Genomic DNA, 19390 nt, shown 5'->3' with positions numbered 1-19390 from the left:
TGACATGGGAGTGGCGTTACCGGGCGGACTGCCGACCGGCCGCTCCGCGCAGCCCGATCGGCAGCTTCCGTCAGCACCAGACGTTGACCGAAGCTGATTTGAATGACCGGCTCTGGTCGACATCCGCCGCTGCAGCGACGACCCAAAAACGACGGTTCGGCTGCGCGTTCAAGCGTCCGAGGAGCGGACGTTCGTTTATTCAGCGATCATCAGCCTGCCGGGAAACGACGCGGCTCCGCCTTAAAAAGCAATATATAGGCCTGTAAGGTTATCTAGGCTCAGCCGACCAAGAGTGTACGCTCCGCATGCGTCGACTTCCGACCAATGACGTAATCGGTGTTATCCAGCTCCGGACTTATCATCGCCGTAGCGAAGATGATCTGGTGCCGTGCCGTCAGCGAGGCCGACCGCTCGGCGATCAGCCTCTGGAAGTTGCGGCTGCGCTCCGGCTCCATCCCCTTGTCCTCAATCGTGTCGAGGATGAGCAGCCGGAAGTGCCGGAAGCCAGGATCCTCGGCTGCCGCGGCGAGGAACGAGGAGAGCAAGGCGTTCTTCAGGTAGATCGTCGAGGATGCCGACGAATAGGTATGGCCATCCACCGACATGGCGTCCCGCTTGAAGTCGAAGGAGACGTTCTCCGCCTTCTCGAAAGAATCCTGCCGAGGCAGGTCGTGGTGCAGCAGGGCAAGCGTCTCGCGCTCGACGCGCCGGTAGGCATTCAAAAGCCTCTCCTGCTGGGTCGCGGCCAGACGCTCGTTCATATCCTTCAGCCGCGTCAGCTCGGCCGTGACGTCCGCCTTCCTAGTCGAGAGCGCGTCCAATCTCGCTATCAGCCGCTCCTGCCTGGTGATCTCCTCCAGTTCCCGCCGCAGGTAGCCCATCTGCTCGTTGAGCGACGCAAGCTTCTGCCTAGCGTCGCTTTGCGGCGTGCGGGTGGCCGTGCCCAGCCGCGCCGCGGCGTCCTTCCACCGGGCGAAGGTCGCGGCCCGCCGCTCGTTCAGCTCCGCCAGCTCGTGATCCCGGTCCGCCTGCACGCTCGTCGATTGCTTATGTTGGACGAGCAACTCGTTGAGCTGTCCAACGACCCGGCGGCGCATCCGCTCCTCGTCCATCGGCGCCTTGCACAGGCGGCAGGTATGGGGATTGTCGTGTATCGGCAGCGTCGCGAAGCAAGCCGGACACCAGCTGTATTCTACTTCGCTGATCGCCTCCGCGACCGTCGCCGAGTCCCGTAGGGCATCAATCTTGCGCCCGAGCGTGGCGAGGAAGATTTCAGAATCGGCCCGTTCGAGCCGCAGCCCCTCAATCTCCTGATCGACGGAGGCGAGCTCCTTCTGCGCCGCGCGTACGGCCTCCAAGGCGCGCTGCTGCGGTTCCAGCGATACGACGTCCCCGCCATCGTCCTGGTACAGCGCCGCCTCCGACCGAGACGCCTCCTCCCCAAGCCGGATCAGCTGCTCCTCGACGTTCCGTCGCTCGGCCGCCGCCCAATCCAGGGTTAGGCTGTGGTTGACGTCGGCAAGCAGCGCGTAGATCCCCCGCAAGGTCGCGTCGGCCGCCGCGAGCTCCTTGTCGAGTTCCCGGATGCGCAACTGGTTCGCATAGATGTCGGTGTCATAGGCACCCATCAGGAACCGGCCGATCGCCTCGCGCAGCTGCGGTGAGTCGAAGTTCTCGTCACGGAAGATGTGGTCCACCGCGCTCAGCTGATCCGAGTACATGAGGCGCAGCAGCTGATGCAGCGTGAGCTTGCCCGACGTGTCGGTCTGCAATTCTGGCAGGTCGAGAAGATTGAAGACAGCTTGAGAAAAGCTCTCCCGCTCGCCGGACGTTCGATAGGGAAACCGCATCCATTCGGACGTGGGCGCCTGCTCCGCCTGCTCGAGCGAGCCCGCGAATATCTCCATCGGCTGACCGGACTTCGCGGATATCAGACGCGAGAAGGTGGCCACGTTGCCGTTGCACTCCACCTCCAGCGAGACCCGGTCGCACAGCTGGGCCTGCTCGCTCCAGTTGGAGATGTCCGCTCCCAGTCCGTAGACGATCAGGCTGAGGATAGTGCTCTTGCCGGAACTGTTCTCGCCGGCGATGATGTTCACGCCGTCGTGTAGGCTCTCGCGGTACGCGTAGGACGTGCCTCGATAGACCGCCGCCTCGCGGATGATCAGCGTCGGCTTAAACAGCGTCATACAGAAATTCGTCGAGGTGGGAGCGGTCCTTCAACCCGTCCGAACCATAGGCCGAATACTGGCTGCCGAGCTGCTGCAGCACCGACATCAGGTCGGCCTCTTCCTCGTTCCGCAGCTTGGCGAGCGACATGAGCGAGGGCGGCACCACGCCTTCGTTCAATCGAATGTCCCCCGTCGTCTCGTCGACGTCCACCAGACCGCGCGAGACGAGGGTCTGAATGGCGGCCTCGTAGGGCGCCGCCATCCTTTTGAACAACGCCCGGGGCGTCGGCAGGCGGTCGTAGGGGAAACGCGGCTGCGCCTTCAGCCTTCGCACGGCCCACTTGAGCGTCGGTGACAAGCGCACTGACGCCAGGTGCTCGGGGAAGAGGAGCAGGAAGTCGAGCACGCGCAGGGCGGTAACGTCGATCCCGCCCGCCATCTCGTCAAGCAGACGGCATGTGCGGAGCAGCGCGTTGTACGGGTCAAACGCCGGATGGTAGACGAGCTGCGTCATGCCGCGTGCCAGCGTACGTAACAGCGATCGGCCAGCCAGTAGGTCATGCCCAGCACCAATCCATGGTTGAGCGCGAAGGTCCCCAGCCCATATTCGGTAACGACCGCCTGCACGACCTTCTCCGACACAATCCGGTCGATCTCGGCGCCGTCGCTGCTGCCGCACGCGGGATGGACATGGGTCTCAAACTCCGCGTGGATGCGATGAAGGCAGAGGGCGAGCAGCTCCTGTGCGGCCCCGTAAAGCGAGTAGCGGTTGAGGAACTTGACGAAGAGCTCCTTGTGTCGAAGCGCCAGCCCCACCTTGTCCGGCCGTCCGCACCTCGCGAGCTTCGCCTCCAATCCCCTGATCCCGTCGGGGACGTACTGCTCCTCGAAAAACTGGGGGCTATCGATCCACTGCTCGCGGATCTCGTCGGCGTGGATCTCGCGATCGAGCTGCTTGACGAGCACGCTCACCTGACTGTCGCCGGGCAGTAAGACGTTGACGGAATTGTCGTCACGCCCGACGATCTTCTCGCCTGCCGTCGCACCCCGCTGATTGACGTCATTCATGTCCGCCAAGGGCGCTCAGCCCCGGCGGTCGCGGTTGCGATTGTTGTCCCGCCCGACGATGTCGCCGCGCGATATCGCGCCTCGCTGATCGACCCTGTTCGACGAGCTGGACACGCGGATCGAGATCAGCTTGACGACCACGCCGCCCGCAACGAGCGCAGCGACGACCGCCAGGATCTCCTTCCAGTGTTGAACCAAGAATTCGGGCGGGCATGCAGTTCGTTCCCCTGAAGCGATTAATGCCCGCGCCGGCGTGGCGTTACAAGACCTGCCGCATTCCAGACGCGTATTGGACGCGAAACGGCTCGGGTTGAAACGAATGACAGCTTACCGCTCGGCGGTCCAGGAGCGGATAGGCTACTATCGATCACTCACACGCATTCGAGCTCTCTGGTCTGCCTCCTAAATGAACGGCGGCTTTCCGTCAGCGCCGCCCGTAAGCGGACAGGCGGCTTTCCACCCTTAATGCCGCTTGGATCGCTCCGCTGATCTCCCGTTTGGGCTAAAAATAACTTAGCCTTTTTGTGCCTGTCATCGACGTTTGCGACCATCAGGTTGCGGGAGCGCCGACAAGCCAAGATGAGCGCTAAGGGACTTGATTCGGCTTTCTCCTTGCCATTGCGCCGTCTGGCGGGAAGAATCAAAAATTATGAGAACGAACGTCGATCATCTGCCCGCCACTCAGCAGGGCGAACTAGCGCGCGTCGTCGAGTTGCTGCACGCCGAATTTTCTAAGGCAATCGGTCGGGCAACCTCGGGGCCGCGCAAAAACGGCAAAATCTACAAGGTTATCCTGTTTGGCAGCTACGCGCGTGACGACTGGGTCGACGAACCCGAGAATGGTTATCAGTCCGATTTTGATATACTCGTCGTAGTCAGCCACCGCGACCTCACCGATATTGAGCACTATTGGTATGTTGCCGAGGATAAAATCCTACGCGATACGTCGATCGGTCGCCCGGTGAATATTATCGTACATTCGCTCGATGAGGTGAACCAGTCGCTCCAACGCGGGGAGTATTTCTGGGTCGACATCGCCCGTGACGGCATATCGCTTTACGACCTACCATGTCATCCGCTTGCGACGCCCATGCCGCTCACCGCAGCGGATGGGCACGAGATGGCGTCGGATTACGATCAGGATTGGCGTGCTAAGGTCGAGAGCGCTCTCAAGGGAGCTGTTTTTTACATGGCGGAAGGTGAGCTGAAAGATGCGGCTTTCACGCTGCACCAAGCAACTGAACGTGCGTATTGCTGGTTCCTGCTGGTGAAAACGCTCTATTTCCCTCGCTCTCACAACATCAAATTTCTGCGGTCATTGGCCGAGAACAGTGAAGCTAGGCTGATCGGGGCGTGGCCGCGCGATGCGCGTTTGGATCGCCGACGCTTCGAATTGCTCAAACGCGCTTACGTTGAGGCGCGCTATTCGTCGGCGTATGCGATCAGCACCGTAGACCTCGACGCTATCCTGGGCTCAGTCCGGCAGTTGCGTGATTTGGTTGAAGCGGTTTGCCAACAACGCCTCGACGAGATGCGAGAGATCGCGCATCCCGACCGTCCTGATTAGGGCGCTGAGAGCCCGAACAGGGCATAGTCGAACCGATAAAGATCTCTGGAGGGGAAGGGTGCGAACGCCGTCAGTTTGCCTGCCTCAAATCGGAAATGCCATGTCTGCTCGATGGTCGGCACAGATGCCGAGAAACCGGATGGATCGAGCAATGCCAGATTGGTGCGATGCTCGGTATCGCGCACGGAGTGATATCGGATAGCCTGTGCATCGATCCCGCGAGCCTGCGCAGCGAGCGCCTGGCAGGGCGCATAGTCTGTCGGATCGGTCCATCGGTCCGCTTCCGCATTCAGCGGCGGAGCCGAAAGATCCAGTGCGCGATCGACTGCAACTGGCACCGTGAACGCCGAATGCTCGACCACGGTGGTCGGTGGCACGAACCCAGGTGATCGCGAGAAAAAGAGCAACCGCCAATAAGCCGTTTCGGCAACGGCAGTGGCGACATGCTCGGACGCATAAAAGATACCAGGACGTTCGCCAGCACGCCGGAACCGTGATGCCTTGGCATAGCCATACCGAAAAGGCGTCCCGAGTAGATAGTGCAACCCGCGTGCCGCCACCGGCATCACTGGCTTTACGTCGTCAATCAGTTGCTCGAGCAGTGATTGGTCGTCGACGTTTGCCGCCAGTCTGTTGGTTGAGATGCGGTGTTGTGCCTCTACAAGGCGCCACACTTTCGCAGCATAGTGTCGGAGGTCGGCCGTGGTCGGGACCATTTTAGACCTGGGCGCGGAAATCATCGACATAGTTCGCAACCGCGCCAAGCCCGCGGATCGAGCGGATCAGATCGAGCGGACGACCGTCGAGATCACGGTTGCTCGTGCGGAGCCATGATACCGATGCGTCGTCATCGCTACCCATCATCGCATCAAGGCTGCGAAACAGGCGCACTAGATACTGGCCGAGTTCGAAAGCCTTGCTCGATCGGTCGAGTTCGAAACCGCCGGTGCGCAACCGTGAGGCCGTAGCGGGGGAAAGGCCGAGCACCGCGCCAAGCTGCTCATTGGTCAACTTCCAACATGTCGCGACTCTCACGACGGCGGTCGTTATCACTCGGCTTTCATCCGCCTTAGCTTTCGTCAGTATCGTTGCCATGACCGTTCCCTAGAATGATATCACTACAAAACGATTATAGGAACGATTTACTCATACGGCAATAGTTGACCGATTTTTCGCTGACACAACGCCGCGAGCGCACCCTAGCGCTTTATCACCCAACAGGACCCTTCGATTCCAAGGGTCATTGCGCGATTTTCCCTGAGCCGGAGCAAGCGACGCGTCCGGCGGGGAAACCACATGACGCCCACCAAATTGCTGATCGGTCAGATCCTTATCGTCTTCGCGATCGTGTTCGCAGGCGTGTGGGGTGGGACGCAGTGGGCGGCAGCGATGCTCGCCTATCAGCCTGAGCTAGGCCGCCCCTGGGCAATCGCTGGCGGCGTGCCGCTGTATCGCCCGTGGGCTCTGTTCGCATGGTGGTATCATTTCGGCGCCTATGCCGAGCCGGTCTTCGACAAAGCCGGTATGCTCGCTGGTGCAAGCGGCTCTGTCGGATGCGCCGCCGCGATCTTCGGATCGTTATGGCGTGCGCGGCAGGCGAACAACGTCACGACTTATGGGTCAGCTCGATGGGCGACGCACCGTGAGATCGATCAGGCGGGGCTGCACGGCGACGCCGGTGTCCTGCTCGGCCGCATCGGCGATCGCTACCTCCGGCACTCCGGCCCCGAACACGTCATGGCGTTCGCGCCAACGCGGTCGGGCAAGGGCGTCGGCCTCGTCGTGCCAACGCTGCTATCGTGGACCGGCTCGACGGTCGTTCACGACATCAAGGGCGAGAACTGGACGTTGACTGCGGGATGGCGCGCGCGCTTCTCGCATTGCCTGCTGTTCAATCCGACCGACCCGCGCTCGGCGAAATACAATCCGTTGCTCGAAGTCCGGCGCGGTGCGAACGAAGTACGCGACGTCCAGAACATCGCCGACATCCTGGTCGACCCGGAAGGCGCGCTCGAACGGCGCAACCATTGGGAAAAGACCAGCCATTCTCTGCTCGTCGGCGCGATTCTTCACGTCCTTTATGCCGAGGAGGAGAAGACGCTCTCACGCGTCGCCACCTTCCTGTCCGACCCGCAGCGCAGCTTCGTCTCGACGCTTAGTAACATGATGTCGACCAATCATCTCGGCGACACCGAGCATCCTCGTGTTCATCCCGTTGTAGCGTCCGCTGCGCGCGAACTGCTCAACAAGAGCGAGAATGAGCGCTCTGGTGTCCTCTCGACTGCCATGTCGTTCCTTGGTCTGTACCGCGATCCAACCGTCGCCGAGGTCACATCACGCTGCGACTGGCGCATCGCTGACCTGATCGAGGGCGATCGCCCGCTATCGCTCTACCTCGTCATTCCGCCATCGGACATCAGTCGAACCAAACCACTGATCCGCCTCGTGCTCAATCAGATCGGTCGCCGTCTGACAGAACGGCTCGAGCAGCCCGCCAATGGTCCACGCCGCCATCAATTGCTGATGATGCTCGACGAGTTCCCGGCGCCTCGGACGGCTCGACTTCTTTGAGACGAGCCTCGCGTTCATGGCCGGCTATGGAATCCGCGCCTTCCTCATCGCGCAGAGCCTCAATCAAATCGAAAAGGCATACGGCGACCACAATTCGATCCTAGACAATTGCCACGTCCGCGTCGCGTTCGCGACCAACGACGAGCGCACCGCCAAGCGCATTTCGGATGCGCTCGGCACTGCAACCGAGCAGCGCGCGATGCGCAACTATGCCGGTCATCGGCTAGCGCCCTGGCTCGCCCATGTCATGGTCAGCCGGCAGGAAACAGCCCGCGCGTTGCTCACGCCAGGCGAGGTCATGCAGCTGCCGGCGACCGACGAACTGGTGCTAATCTCAGGCCTCGCACCGATCCGCGCGACCAAACTGCGCTATTTCCAGGACCGCAATTTCGCGAGCCGCGTCGCACCAGCGCCGATGCTTGGCGAGGAACGCTACGTCGATCGGCCAAAGCCACGGTCGAACGACTGGGGCCGCTTCGCGCGGCTCACCGACGACCGCCTCAGGCACGGTGTGGATGCGGCTGCCGCAGGCGAGGATGGCGGCATGCAGCAGGAGCGGCATCCGGGATTGCCGGAGGAGCGGCCCACCAAGCAAGTCGAGCTGGAACACATTCCGCCGATTACCGCCGGCGACGACGACGGCGATTTCGCCGCCGAACAGCGCACGATGGACCAGGCGCGTGGGCTCAATCCGACCGCGCGCGGCTATGGTCTCAACCAGAGCAGCGGGCGCGACCTGCTGCCGGGGATCTGACGCGATGAAAGTCCGGCAGAACCTCTATATCGATCGTGCGATCAGCGATGTGCTGGAAGCGCTCGCCTCTCGTCCCGGTGGCAATAAAAGCCACCTCGTCAACGATGCGTTAGCCGACTGGCTCGAACGGCGCGGCTCGAAGAAGCTCGACGATCTGTTCAAGGTCCGGCTCGATCGGATGTCGCGCGAGCAGGAGCGAATCCGCCGCGACATCGAGGTCGTGCTGGAAAGCCTTTCGCTGTTCGTTCGCTACCAACTGACCGTCACCGCGCCCCTGCCCGACGCCGACGCCGCCGCGCGCGCCATCGGGCGCGAACGCTTCGAAGCTTTCGTGTCGCAGGTCGGGCGCCAGCTCGCGTCCGGCGATCGCACGCTCGGGCAACGGCGCGAAACTGGAGAGACCTCATGACCGCAACCGATCCGATCTCGGTCGATCGCCGGCGTGCTATGCTGCGCACCGCAATGGGGCCGACCATCGCCGCCGCGCTTGCCGATCCGCTGGTCGTCGAGGTGATGGTCAATCCCGACGGCGCGCTCCGGCTCGATCGTTTGGGTGAAGGCCGCAGCGATACGCTGGTGCGGTTCGATTTGGCGCAGGTCGAACGTATCATCCGACTCGTCGCAAGCCATGCCCACACCGAGGTCCATGCGGGTTCGCCGATCGTCTCGGCCGAATTGCCGCCGCACGGCGAGGGGGCAGGGGAGCGCTTCGAAGGCGTCTTGCCTCCCGTATCGCTCGCGCCCTGCTTCTCGATCCGCAAGCCCGCCACGCGGATCTACACGCTGATGGATTACGTCAGCGACGGCATCATGACCGCCGACATGGCGCGACTCCTGTCGCTCGCCGTCGTCGAACGGCGCAACATCCTCGTCGCTGGCGGGACCAGTTCGGGCAAGACGACGCTCGCCAATGCGCTGCTTGCCGAGATGGCGCATCTCAACGAGCGCGTGATCCTGATCGAAGATACGCGCGAGTTGCAATCGCCCGCTGCCGACACGGTCGCGCTGCGCACGCGCACTGACGCCGTCACCATGGCTGACCTCGTGCGCTCGACCCTACGGCTGCGACCCGACCGAATCATCGTCGGCGAGGTTCGCGGCGGCGAAGCGCTCGATATGCTGAAAGCCTGGAACACCGGCCATCCCGGCGGGATTGCGACGGTCCATGCCAATGGCGCTGTCGCAGCGCTCCACCGCATCGAGCAGCTTGTCCAGGAGGCGGTCGTCACCGTGCCGCGTCGGCTGATCGCGGATGCGATCGACATGATCGTGTTCATCTCCGGTCGCGGCCTTGCTCGCCGTGTCGACACTTTGGCGCGGGTCGCCGGTCTCGATCCGGACGGCGGTTACGCGGTCATCGACCTCACCCCCGACCAACACTTCACCCCCCAAGGAGACTGACCCCATGCGCCTGCATCACATTTCTCGTTCGACTTCGCCCGCCTTCGTCACGCTCGCGCTGGGACTTTCTGCAACCATCTCGGCGCAAGCTTGGGCGGCCGGGTCGGGAATGCCGTGGGAGCAGCCGCTCCAGCAAGTGCTCGAATCCGTTCAGGGCCCTGTCGCCAAGATCGTCGCGGTGATCATCATCATCACCACCGGCCTGACCTTGGCGTTCGGCGAGACCGCAGGCGGTTTTCGCAAACTCATTCAGATCATCTTCGGCTTGTCGATCGCGTTCGCTGCTTCGTCCTTCTTCCTGTCCTTCTTCAGCTTTGGCGGCGGGGCACTGATCGCATGACGCCGGCCCATTCCGGTTCCGGCCGGCACATCGACGGATTTGAGGCGCCGATCCATGGCAGCCTCGGATCCCCGATCCTGCTCGGCGGCGCCCCGCGCATCATCGCAATCGTCAACGGGACGATCGCCGCAGCGATCGGTCTCGGGCTCCAACAGTGGCTGATCGGGCTCATTGTCTGGGCAGTCGGTCACAGCATCGCGGTGTTTGCCGCGCGCCGCGATCCAGACTTTGCCAACGTCCTTGTCCGACACCTGCGGCAAAAAGGATATTTGGGATGCTGAATCTCGCGGAATACCGACACCGCGCGGACCGCCTCGCCGACCATCTGCCGTGGGCGGCACTCGTCGCGCCCGGGGTCGTGCTCAACAAGGACGGCAGCTTCCAGCGGACGCTGCGGTTTCGCGGTCCCGATCTCGAGAGCGCGACGGAAGCCGTGCTCGTTTCCACCTGTGCGCGGGCCAACAACGTGCTGCGCCGCTTCGGTAGCGGCTGGGCTCTATTCTTCGACGCCGAGCGCCGCGAGGCGTTGGGCTATCCCGTCAGCGCGTTTCCCGAGGCAGCGTCCTGGCTGGTCGACGAGGAACGTCGCGCAGGCTTCGAAGCCGAAGGCCAGCATTTCGAGAGCCGTTTCCATCTCACGCTGACATGGTTGCCGCCGGCCGACAGTAGCGATGCGGCCGGACGTTCATTGGTCGATCGGCCTGACGACGCCAAGGGGCGCGACTGGCGCACAGCGTTGGCGGGCTTCATTGCAGAAACCAACCGGGTGCTCGATCTCTTCGCCGGGTTCATGCCCGAGGTCCGTGCGCTCGACGATGCCGAGACGCTTACCTATTTGCACGGCACCGTTTCGAGCCGCCGTCATCCGGTCACCGTGCCCGAAACGCCTATGTACCTCGATGGCGTACTCGCCGACACGCCGCTGATCGGCGGGCTCGAGCCCCGGCTCGGCGAGCAGCATCTTCGGACGCTGACCGTGCTCGGCTTCCCCAACATGAGCCGCCCGGGGCTGCTCGACGCGCTCAACCATCAGGATTTCGGGTATCGCTGGGTGACGCGTTTCATCGCGCTCGACAAGACCGACGCGACCAAAGTGTTGACTAGCTTACGGCGGCAATGGTTTAACAAGCGCAAGTCGGTCGCAGCCCTTCTTCGCGAGGTGATCTACAACCAGCCCACGCAACTGCTCGATAGCGATGCTGACAATAAGGTCGTGGACGCCGATCTCGCGCTGCAAGCGCTCGGCGGCGATCATGTCGCATTCGGCTATCTGACGACGACGATCACGGTAGCGGACGCGGATCGCAACCGCGCCGAAGTAAAAGTTCGAGCCATCGAGCGGATCGTCAACGGCCTCGGGTTCACGGTGAAGCGCGAAGGCGTGAATGCGGTTGAGGCCTGGCTTTCGTCGCTGCCTGGCCAAGCCTATGCCAATGTGCGCCAGCCTCTAGTCCACACGCTGAACCTTGCACATCTGATGCCCCTGCCATCGGTGTGGGCAGGGCCGATCGCCAACCAGCATCTCGGCGGTCCGCCTTTATTCTATGCTCAGACCGCCGGATCGACGCCGTTCCGATTGTCGACCCATGTTGGCGATGTCGGCCACATGTTGGTGGTCGGCCCAACCGGCGCCGGTAAATCGGTGCTGCTCGCGCTGATCGCGTTGCAATTCCGACGCTACCCGAACTCTCAACTCTATATCTTCGACAAGGGTTTTTCCGCGCGCGCGGCAGTGCTCGCAATGGGCGGCGCACATCACGCACTGGGTATCGCCGTCGATACAGTCTCGAGCGGGAGCCAAGCGCTGGCCTTCCAGCCGCTGCGCGACATCGACATTCCCGCCGAACGCGCCTGGGCGCTCGACTGGATCGCCGCTTTGCTCGTGCATGAAAAGGTCGTCGTCACGCCGGAGATCAAGGAATCGGTGTGGTCGGCACTTGGCAGCCTCGCATCGGCGCCAACCGAAGAACGCACGCTCACCGGTTTGGCGCTGTTGCTTCAGTCAAACGCACTGCGCACTGCGCTCACCGCTTATACGCTCGAAGGCCCGTATGGCCGGCTGCTCGATGCAGCCGAACAAAGCTTCGCACTCGCCGACGTCCAATGCTTCGAAACTGAGGCGTTGATGGGGCAGGCGGGGGTGGTTGCGCCAGTGCTCACCTATCTCTTTCACCGATTGGAAGATCGGTTCGACGGTCGACCGACGCTGCTCATTCTCGACGAAGCCTGGATCTTCCTCGATCATCCGCTGTTCGCGGCGCGCATCCGCGAGTGGCTCAAGACGCTCCGGAAGAAGAACGTTGCGGTGCTGTTCGCGACGCAGAGTCTGGCGGACATCGCTGATAGCAGCATTGCACCCGCCATCATCGAGAGCTGCCCGCAGCGTATTTTGTTACCCAACGATCGCGCGATCGAGCCGCAATCTCGCGCCGCCTATGAACGCTTCGGCCTCAACGACCGACAGGTCGAACTGATCAGCCGCGCCACGCCGAAACGCCATTACTACCTCCAGTCGACCCGAGGAAATCGGCTGTTCGAACTCGGGCTGGGACCGATCGCACTCGCGCTGTGCGGCACGTCCGATCCGGCGTCGCAGGCGGCGATCGACCGGTTGTTGCACGAGCACGGCGAACCCGAGTTCGCCAAGCGCTTCCTTGACTACGCCGGCCTCGACTGGGCTGCGGCGCTGCTCGCCGATTTCATACCACCCGAAACGCCATCCCCCGAACAAGGAGTACTGCCATGATTGCACCATCCCGCGCCGCCCGGTCCGCGATCGGACGCAAATTTACGTCAATGGCGCTCGCAGTTGCGGCCACCGGTGCGCTCGGATCTGTGCTGGCAACCTCACCGGCACAGGCCCAATTCACGGTCTTCGATCCGACGAATTATTCGCAGAATCTGCTGACTGCAGCGCGGTCGCTGCAGCAGATCAACAATCAGATTCAGTCGCTTCAGCACGAAGCCTCGATGCTGCTCAACCAGGCCAAGAACCTTACGACGATCAATTTTCCTGAAGTCCAGGCGATCACACAGCGCCTGCAGCAGATTGATCAATTGATGAGCCAGGCACGCGGCATTCAGTTCCACGTGACCACGACCGCCCGGCAATACAGCCAAATGTTCCCGTCAACCTTCAATCCGGCATTGACCGGGAACGCGCTGGTCGCGGCGGCGCGTGCGCGACTGGATGCGTCGCTCGCCGCATTCGGCCAGACCATGTCAGTCCAGTCGCAAATCGCCGAGAATGTCTCGACCGACGCGGCCACGCTCAACGACATCGTGTCGCGCAGTCAGAGTTCCGAGGGAGCTCTGGCGGTTGGGCAGGCGACCAACCAGCTGCTCGCGCTGGCCGCAAAACAGCAATTCCAAACGCAAAGCATGATGGCGGCGCAATACCGTGCCGAAGCGCTCGAACAGGCGCGGCGGGTTCAAGTTGAATCCGACGCGCGCGCGGCCACGCAAAAGTTTCTCGGTTCCGGTTCGGCCTACACGCCAGCACCCTCTGGCCAATAGGCACGAACCGGTGCGCGGGCGGCGGTGACATCCCCCAAGCTCATCGCCGCCGTCGCGGGGTCCGGTCCCGCTCCCCAGACCGGGCCCCGCGACATTCTCATATTTTGGACATCTGACGCATCATGAAAGATCTCAACGTCATCGACCGGTTTCTTGCCGATTTTATTCGGTACATCGATAGCGGCTTCGGCTTGCTAGGCGGCGATGTCGGCTTTTTGACCACGACATTGATTGGCATCGACATCACGCTGGCCGGCCTGTTCTGGGCACTCGGCGGCGAACAGGATGTCATCGGTCGCTTCATCAAGAAGATCCTCTACATCGGCGCATTCGCGTTCATCATCAATCGTTTCTCGACACTCGCCGACATCGTATTCCGCTCGTTCGCCAGCGCCGGGATCACGGCTGGGGGCGGGGGGATCTCCGCCGATGATCTTCTAAAGCCCGGCCGGCTTGCCGGCACCGGCTTTACGGCCGCATGGCCGTTGCTTCAGCAGATTTCCGATCTCAGCGGCCCGGTCGGATTCTTCACCAACTTCGTGACGATTGCTGTGCTGCTCATCGCATGGGCGCTGACGATCATCACCTTCTTCATTCTCGCGGTGCAGGTGTTTGTCACCATCCTCGAATTCAAACTGACTGCGCTCGCGGGCTTCGTGCTCGTGCCGTTCGCGCTGTGGAACCGGACCAGCTTTCTCGCCGAGCGGGTGCTTGGGAACGTCGTCAGCTCCGGGATCAAGGTCATGGTGCTCGCCGTCATCATCGGCATCAGTTCCAATTTCTTCACCGAATTCGCAACTGCGGCTCAAGGTGAACCAGACATCGCGCGGGCGCTCAGTCTGGTGCTCGCGTCGCTCACCTTGTTTGGCCTCGGCATCTTCGGCCCGAGCATCGCATCGGGGCTTGTGTCCGGCGCGCCCCAACTCGGTGCAGGCGCGGCGCTGGGGACGACCGTCGGTGCTGCGGGCATAGCAGCCTTGGCTGGCGGCGGCGCGGTCGCCGGTGCACGCGCACTTGGCGGCGCGGCACTCGGCGCGGTTCGTGCCGGCACTGCGATGGGATCAGCAGCGCAGGCCTCCTATCAGCTTGGCCAGGAAGCATCAGGCTCGAAGAGCGTTGCCGCGGGCCTCGGCGGTGTCGCGCAGGCAGCCGGGGGCGCGATGCGCCAAAAAGCGTCGAGTGCGCTCGGCCTATCGCAAGCGGTGCAATCCGGCCGTGATGCGGCTTGGGCCGGCATGAATGGTGGGCAGCAGGGCAGCGGCTTTGGCTCCGCCGGAGAGAATGCCGGCGCGCCGGGTTGGGCGCAGTCGCTGCAACGTCGCCAGGATTCTCGTCACCACCGCCAGGTCGCGATGCACGCCATCCGCGACGGCGATCGCGGCGGTGCGTCCGCCACTCCCGACATTAAAGAAAAGGATGATTGAGCCATGATCTTCAAACGCGGCGTCCAGCGCTACGGACGCACTCCAGAGCCAGAAACGCCGTATCAGCGCGCTGGGCAATTGTGGGACGACCGCATCGGCTCTGCACGCGTGCAGGCCCGCAATTGGCGGATGATCGCGTTCGGCATGCTCGTCGTATCGGGCGGCATGTCCGGGGCGCTGATCTGGCAGTCACTCCAAAGCCGCGTCGTCCCGTATGTCGTCGCGGTCGATCGGCTCGGTGAGGCGCGCGCGGTGAGCGAGGCGGAGGCGACCTATCGCCCAACCGATCCGCAGATTGCATGGCATCTTGCGAAGTTCGTCGAGAACGTCCGCTCGGTCTCGCTCGATGCCGTACTGATGCGCAAAGACTGGTTGTCCGCCTATGATTTCGCGACCCAGCGCGGCGCGGCGTTTCTGGGGGACTACGCCCGCAGTGCGAACCCGTTTGCTGGCATCGGCGAGCGATCGGTCGCCGTGCAGGTCACCAGCGTCGTGCGAGCGTCAGACAAGTCGTTCCAGGTCAAATGGACCGAGACTGCCTACGAGCGCGGCACTCAGGTCGGTCTGGCGCATTGGACTGGCATTCTCACCGTCGTCACCAAGTCCCCGACGTCTGCCGACACGCTGCGTAAGAACCCGCTCGGTGTGTACGTCGATGCCATCGACTGGAGCCGCGAGCTGGAGCCTGCGCTCCCACCCACTCTGGCGGCCGCAATGGTCGCGGCGCCCTCAACTCCAACGAACGTGCCCGTCGGCTCGCCGCTCGATCCGTCGCTCGGCTCGTCAATGCCCGCAAAACCTCAAACGGAGATTCAGCCATGAACCACGTCGTTCTCCCCTTCATTGTGGCATTCGCGGTAATCGCAACGCCCGCCGAGGCCGCCTCGCGAAAGCGCGGGGTGCAACCGAGTGCGACCCGGAGCAAAGCGACGCGCCAAGTCGCTGCTGCCAATTCCGGCGCGACGATCGAGCCATCCGCTTCAGCGTTCGTCAATGCCACGCAGTTTTACCCGTTCAACGATGGAACGATCTACCGCGTCTACACAGCACCCGGACGTGTGACCGACATCGCCCTCCAGCCCAGCGAACAACTCGGTGCCGTCGCCAGTGGTGATACCGTTCGCTGGGTAATCGGCGATACGACCAGCGGCTCCGGGACGGAGAAACGCACCCACGTTTTGGTGAAGCCGTTCACCGCCGGGCTGACGACCAACCTCATCATCACCACCGATCACCGGACCTACCATTTGACACTGTCGAGCGCGACCGGCCCGGCAATGTCGGCGATATCGTGGACGTATCCGCAGGACGCGTTGATCGCGCTGGAACGGCAGCAGGAACAGGCTGCAACTGCTGCGCCGGTCGCCAGCGGCCTCGAGGTCGATAACCTCCGCTTCGACTACACCATCATGGGCGATCATCCGACGTGGCGTCCGCTGCGAGCATTCGACGATGGACGGCAAACCTTCATCGAGTTCCCGGCAGCGCTTGCCACTGGCGAGGCGCCGCCGCTTTTCCTCGTCGATGCCAAGCGCGAAGCCCAATTGGTCAATTACCGCGTACGCGGCCGCTTCTACATCGTCGATCGGCTGTTCGACACCGCCGAGTTGCGGCTCGGCACGAAACGGCAGGACGTCGTTCGCATTAGTCGTGTCGTCGGCAGTGCCAACCCCAACCGCAAAGCGAGGTGAGCGCCGTGGATGTCGAAGACAATGCGCAGGATGGACCGCCAGCAGCGCCGAAGGTCGATCCCGAGACGCTGACACTGCGAGCGCGGCCCGCAAAGGCCATTCGCTTCAGGCGCGGTGCGGTGGTCGGTCTTGTCGCCACCGCATCCGTCGGCTTGGCGGCCACAGCCTGGATCGCGCTCAAGCCAACGACATTTCGCATCGTGAGCCAAACGGACGATCAGCCGATCGCGACGAAAGTGTCGGGAGACGCGTTGAGTGCGCTCCCCACGAGTTACGGTGACGCACCGAAACTCGGGGCACCGCTTCCCGGCGACCTTGGTCGACCGATCCTCGATCGCCAGCGTGTGATGGCTACCGAAGCCGGACCGCCGGGTGTCGCTCCGCAATCCACAATCAATTCCGAGCGTGAACAGGCGGCAGCGCAGGCGAAGGCCGCTCGAGAGTCGGGGCTGCTGGTGACATCCGCTGGCCGGACCACAGTGGCAGGGGAACCAGCGGTGTCGTCGACTGCTACCCCCATTGCGACGAACGACACCGCTCGGGCCTCCCTCGATCCCGAGCGCGACCCGAACGCTCAGGTGCGCAAGTCCGACTTCGCGTCGGGTGTGGACAAAAACGGACCAGTTGATTCGCACGTTCTTACCCCGCTCCGATCACCTTATACGCTGGCTGCGGGCAGCGTGATCTCGGCGAGCCTCATCACCGGGCTGCGCTCGGATTTGCCGGGATTGGTGACGGCCCAAGTCACCGAACGGGTGTTCGACTCCGCGACCGGGCAGATTGAGCTGATTCCGCAAGGCGCGCGGCTTATCGGGACGTACGATAGTGTCATCGCTTTCGGGCAGAGCCGCGCACTTGTCGTCTGGCAGCGGATCATCCTGCCGAATGGCAGTTCGCTGCAAATCGACAATGTCCCTGCAACAGATCCTGCCGGATATGCTGGCCTTAGCGACAACGTAGATTTCCATACGTGGGCGCTGCTCAAGGGCGTAGCCCTATCGACGCTGCTCGGCGTTGGATCGAGCCTGACGTTCACGGGGGAGAGCGATCTCGTACAGGCGATCAGAGAATCCACACAGCAGAACGTCTCCCGCGCTGGCGATCAGCTGACGTCGAAAAACCTCCAGGTTCAGCCGACCATTACGATCCGGCCCGGTGCATCGGTGCGGCTGGTCGTTCACCGCGACCTTATCCTCGCACCCTGGCACTCGTAGGAAATCTTTATGCCCGACCTCAAACTAGCAAAACTTCCCGACCGGACTCCCGTCAAGCTGACAATCGCGGTCTTTCCCGACCTGCATGCCCGCCTCGATGCTTACGGTCGGGCCTATGCCACAGCGTATGGCAGCGCCGAACCGATCGCGGAATTGATCCCGGCGATGCTTATCGCATTCCTCGACAGCGACCGTGAATTCGCAAAATCACTTCGTTCACTCTCGACCGACCGAAGTTGACCAAGCCGTGGCACTGCTCACGCTCGCCGAAGCCGCCGCAGTTCTGAAAGTGCATCCCAACACACTGCGCAGGCTGGTGAAAGAGGGCCGGATCCCCGGAGCACGGATCGGACGCGGTTGGCGCTTTATCGAGACCGACCTTGTCGCCGCGACTCGCGATGGCTATTCTGCGGCCGCACGAATGCAGCCGAGTGCCTTTCAAGAGGAGGCAATATGGCACTCTGGAAACGTGAAAGCACATACTACGTCAAGCTCACAGCACCTGACGGAACGCTCATTAGACGCTCTACTGGGACCACCGACAGGAAAAAGGCCGAGGAATATCACGACAAGCTAAAGGCCGAGCTGTGGGATCTTGCCAGGTTGAAGCGCAAGCCGAAGCGTTCATGGGACGAAGCGGCTTTGCGGTGGCTTCAGGAGAAGCGTCACAAGAAGTCCTACAGGGACGATGTGTCGCGGATTCGGTGGTTCACCACGTATCTTCGTGGCAAGACATTGGACCAGGTGAGCAGGGATATGATCGACGGGATTATCTCTCGACATCACGCCCGTTCGAGCAGTCGTACGAAGGATCTCTATGTGGCGCTGATCCGCGCCATTTTCCGGATGGCGCAACGCGAATGGGAATGGGTCGAGCACATTCCGGCGTTCAGGACCTACACAAGGAACGCGACACCGCGGGTGCGTTGGCTAACCCACGCGCAGGCCGATCGCCTTTTGGAGGAACTACCCTCTCACCAGCAGGACCTGATGCTGTTCGCGCTCGCTACGGGGTTGCGGCAGGGGAACATAAAAAGGCTGACCTGGGAGCAGGTTGATCTTCCCCGTCGTATCATCACGATTGAGCACGGCGACACCAAGAATAACGAGGCGCTGGGCGTTCCGCTTAACGATCTCGCTATCTCGGTTCTGAAACGGCAGATGGGCAAGCAGTGCGAGTTTGTGTTCACTTATGCCGGTCGTCCGATTGGTCAGGTGAACACGAAACATTGGCGAGATGCGCTCAAGCGAGCGGGAATTGCCGATTTTCGCTGGCACGACTTGCGACATACCTGGGCGAGTTGGCTCCGGCAAAATGACGTGCCCACTTGGGTGCTGCAGGAGTTGGGGGGCTGGAAATCAGAGACGATGGTGCGTCGGTACGCGCACATGTCGGTGAAGCATTTGCAGCCTTTCGCAGACCAGCTGACTTTTGAGGCTAAAACTGGTCACACTTCGCCCGAGGGGGAAAACCCCTGTCAAGGTCACAATATTGGTCACAGTGGGTCGCCGTTTCGGCTCAAACTCGTCGCCGGAACGGACACAAGTAACTGATATAATTGAAGAAATGTGGTGGACGCACTTGGGCTCGAACCAAGGACCCGCTGATTAAGAGTCAGCTGCTCTACCAACTGAGCTATGCGTCCAAAGTCCCGGCGATTTCAAGGGCGCTT

General features: G+C 62.3%; 19 protein-coding genes, 1 tRNA gene and 2 pseudogenes. 15 read left to right on the top strand and 7 right to left on the bottom strand.

Features of this window, described 5'->3' with window-relative positions:
• Positions 1 to 278: 278 nt before the first annotated feature.
• The 4 genes from ACVWYO_RS21005 to ACVWYO_RS20990 are packed head-to-tail and all read right to left on the bottom strand — an operon-like array spanning position 279 to position 3437.
• Positions 279 to 2189: an AAA family ATPase gene (locus ACVWYO_RS21005; RefSeq protein ID WP_457354158.1), complete on the bottom strand. Its 1911-nt coding sequence runs from the start codon at positions 2187 to 2189 to the stop codon at positions 279 to 281.
• The gene (locus tag ACVWYO_RS21000; protein ID WP_457354156.1) at positions 2176 to 2685 is read right to left on the bottom strand and encodes an ABC-three component system middle component 5; all 510 of its coding nucleotides are present in this window, start codon (positions 2683 to 2685) and stop codon (positions 2176 to 2178) included. The genes ACVWYO_RS21005 and ACVWYO_RS21000 overlap by 14 nt, the downstream gene beginning before the upstream one ends.
• Complete coding sequence (locus ACVWYO_RS20995) at positions 2682 to 3239, bottom strand: ABC-three component system protein (RefSeq protein ID WP_457354154.1); 558 nt, start codon at positions 3237 to 3239, stop codon at positions 2682 to 2684. Before ACVWYO_RS20995 ends, ACVWYO_RS21000 begins: the two co-directional genes overlap by 4 nt.
• Before the next feature lie 15 nt (positions 3240 to 3254).
• Positions 3255 to 3437 (bottom strand): hypothetical protein, encoded by a 183-nt coding sequence (locus ACVWYO_RS20990; RefSeq protein ID WP_457354152.1) that lies wholly within the window; start codon positions 3435 to 3437, stop codon positions 3255 to 3257.
• Between the two features lie 451 nt (positions 3438 to 3888).
• Here ACVWYO_RS20990 and ACVWYO_RS20985 point away from each other — a divergent pair, with 451 nt between their 5' ends.
• Positions 3889 to 4806, top strand: a complete 918-nt coding sequence (locus tag ACVWYO_RS20985) for a HEPN domain-containing protein (RefSeq protein ID WP_457354150.1) — start codon at positions 3889 to 3891, stop codon at positions 4804 to 4806.
• On the opposite strand, the gene ACVWYO_RS20980 is transcribed toward ACVWYO_RS20985, so the two are convergent.
• Together ACVWYO_RS20980 and ACVWYO_RS20975 are read right to left on the bottom strand one after the other, a co-directional pair.
• Positions 4803 to 5552, bottom strand: a complete 750-nt coding sequence (locus ACVWYO_RS20980) for an RES family NAD+ phosphorylase (protein WP_457354148.1) — start codon at positions 5550 to 5552, stop codon at positions 4803 to 4805. The genes ACVWYO_RS20985 and ACVWYO_RS20980 overlap by 4 nt on opposite strands.
• A complete protein-coding gene (locus tag ACVWYO_RS20975; RefSeq protein WP_457354146.1) occupies positions 5524 to 5901 on the bottom strand; it encodes an antitoxin Xre/MbcA/ParS toxin-binding domain-containing protein in 378 nt (125 codons plus the stop codon). The genes ACVWYO_RS20980 and ACVWYO_RS20975 overlap by 29 nt, the downstream gene beginning before the upstream one ends.
• A 201-nt stretch (positions 5902 to 6102) precedes the next feature.
• Between ACVWYO_RS20975 and ACVWYO_RS20970 the strand changes: the two are divergent.
• The 14 genes and pseudogenes from ACVWYO_RS20970 (at position 6103) to ACVWYO_RS20905 (ending at position 19271) form a co-directional block, all read left to right on the top strand.
• Positions 6103 to 8131, top strand: a pseudogene (locus ACVWYO_RS20970) (conjugal transfer protein TraG).
• Between the two features lie 49 nt (positions 8132 to 8180).
• Positions 8181 to 8540 carry a CopG family transcriptional regulator gene (locus ACVWYO_RS20965; protein ID WP_457354144.1) on the top strand — a complete coding sequence of 120 codons (360 nt, stop codon included), beginning with the start codon at positions 8181 to 8183 and terminating at the stop codon, positions 8538 to 8540.
• Positions 8537 to 9532, top strand: a complete 996-nt coding sequence (trbB, locus tag ACVWYO_RS20960; RefSeq protein WP_457354142.1) for a P-type conjugative transfer ATPase TrbB — start codon at positions 8537 to 8539, stop codon at positions 9530 to 9532. Before ACVWYO_RS20965 ends, trbB begins: the two co-directional genes overlap by 4 nt.
• Positions 9533 to 9536: 4 nt before the next feature.
• Positions 9537 to 9872: a TrbC/VirB2 family protein gene (locus tag ACVWYO_RS20955; RefSeq protein WP_457354140.1), complete on the top strand. Its 336-nt coding sequence runs from the start codon at positions 9537 to 9539 to the stop codon at positions 9870 to 9872.
• A complete protein-coding gene (locus tag ACVWYO_RS20950) occupies positions 9869 to 10153 on the top strand; it encodes a VirB3 family type IV secretion system protein (RefSeq protein WP_457354138.1) in 285 nt (94 codons plus the stop codon). The genes ACVWYO_RS20955 and ACVWYO_RS20950 overlap by 4 nt, the downstream gene beginning before the upstream one ends.
• Entirely contained in the window at positions 10147 to 12618 is a 2472-nt protein-coding gene (trbE, locus tag ACVWYO_RS20945; protein WP_457354136.1) for a conjugal transfer protein TrbE, read from the top strand. Before ACVWYO_RS20950 ends, trbE begins: the two co-directional genes overlap by 7 nt.
• A complete protein-coding gene (gene trbJ / locus ACVWYO_RS20940; RefSeq protein WP_457354134.1) occupies positions 12615 to 13388 on the top strand; it encodes a P-type conjugative transfer protein TrbJ in 774 nt (257 codons plus the stop codon). The genes trbE and trbJ overlap by 4 nt, the downstream gene beginning before the upstream one ends.
• A 122-nt stretch (positions 13389 to 13510) precedes the next feature.
• Positions 13511 to 14812 (top strand): P-type conjugative transfer protein TrbL, encoded by a 1302-nt coding sequence (gene trbL, locus ACVWYO_RS20935; protein WP_457354132.1) that lies wholly within the window; start codon positions 13511 to 13513, stop codon positions 14810 to 14812.
• 3 nt (positions 14813 to 14815) lie between these two features.
• Positions 14816 to 15634 (top strand): conjugal transfer protein TrbF, encoded by an 819-nt coding sequence (gene trbF / locus ACVWYO_RS20930; protein ID WP_457354130.1) that lies wholly within the window; start codon positions 14816 to 14818, stop codon positions 15632 to 15634.
• Entirely contained in the window at positions 15631 to 16503 is an 873-nt protein-coding gene (gene trbG / locus ACVWYO_RS20925) for a P-type conjugative transfer protein TrbG (protein ID WP_457354128.1), read from the top strand. Before trbF ends, trbG begins: the two co-directional genes overlap by 4 nt.
• Positions 16504 to 16508: 5 nt before the next feature.
• Positions 16509 to 17717 carry a TrbI/VirB10 family protein gene (locus tag ACVWYO_RS20920; protein WP_457354126.1) on the top strand — a complete coding sequence of 403 codons (1209 nt, stop codon included), beginning with the start codon at positions 16509 to 16511 and terminating at the stop codon, positions 17715 to 17717.
• Between the two features lie 9 nt (positions 17718 to 17726).
• Complete coding sequence (locus tag ACVWYO_RS20915) at positions 17727 to 17957, top strand: DUF2274 domain-containing protein (protein WP_457354124.1); 231 nt, start codon at positions 17727 to 17729, stop codon at positions 17955 to 17957.
• Positions 17911 to 18093, top strand: a pseudogene (locus ACVWYO_RS20910) (helix-turn-helix domain-containing protein); the annotation flags it as partial. The gene ACVWYO_RS20915 and the pseudogene ACVWYO_RS20910, both read left to right, overlap by 47 nt.
• Positions 18094 to 18170: 77 nt before the next feature.
• The gene (locus ACVWYO_RS20905; RefSeq protein WP_457354122.1) at positions 18171 to 19271 is read left to right on the top strand and encodes a tyrosine-type recombinase/integrase; all 1101 of its coding nucleotides are present in this window, start codon (positions 18171 to 18173) and stop codon (positions 19269 to 19271) included.
• A 16-nt stretch (positions 19272 to 19287) separates the two neighbouring features.
• On the opposite strand, the gene ACVWYO_RS20900 is transcribed toward ACVWYO_RS20905, so the two are convergent.
• Positions 19288 to 19363: transfer RNA gene (locus ACVWYO_RS20900), tRNA-Lys, on the bottom strand.
• Positions 19364 to 19390: the final 27 nt, after the last annotated feature.

This window comes from Sphingomonas sp. UYP23 (assembly GCF_054059235.1).
This window is presented reverse-complemented; position numbering and strand designations above follow the sequence as displayed.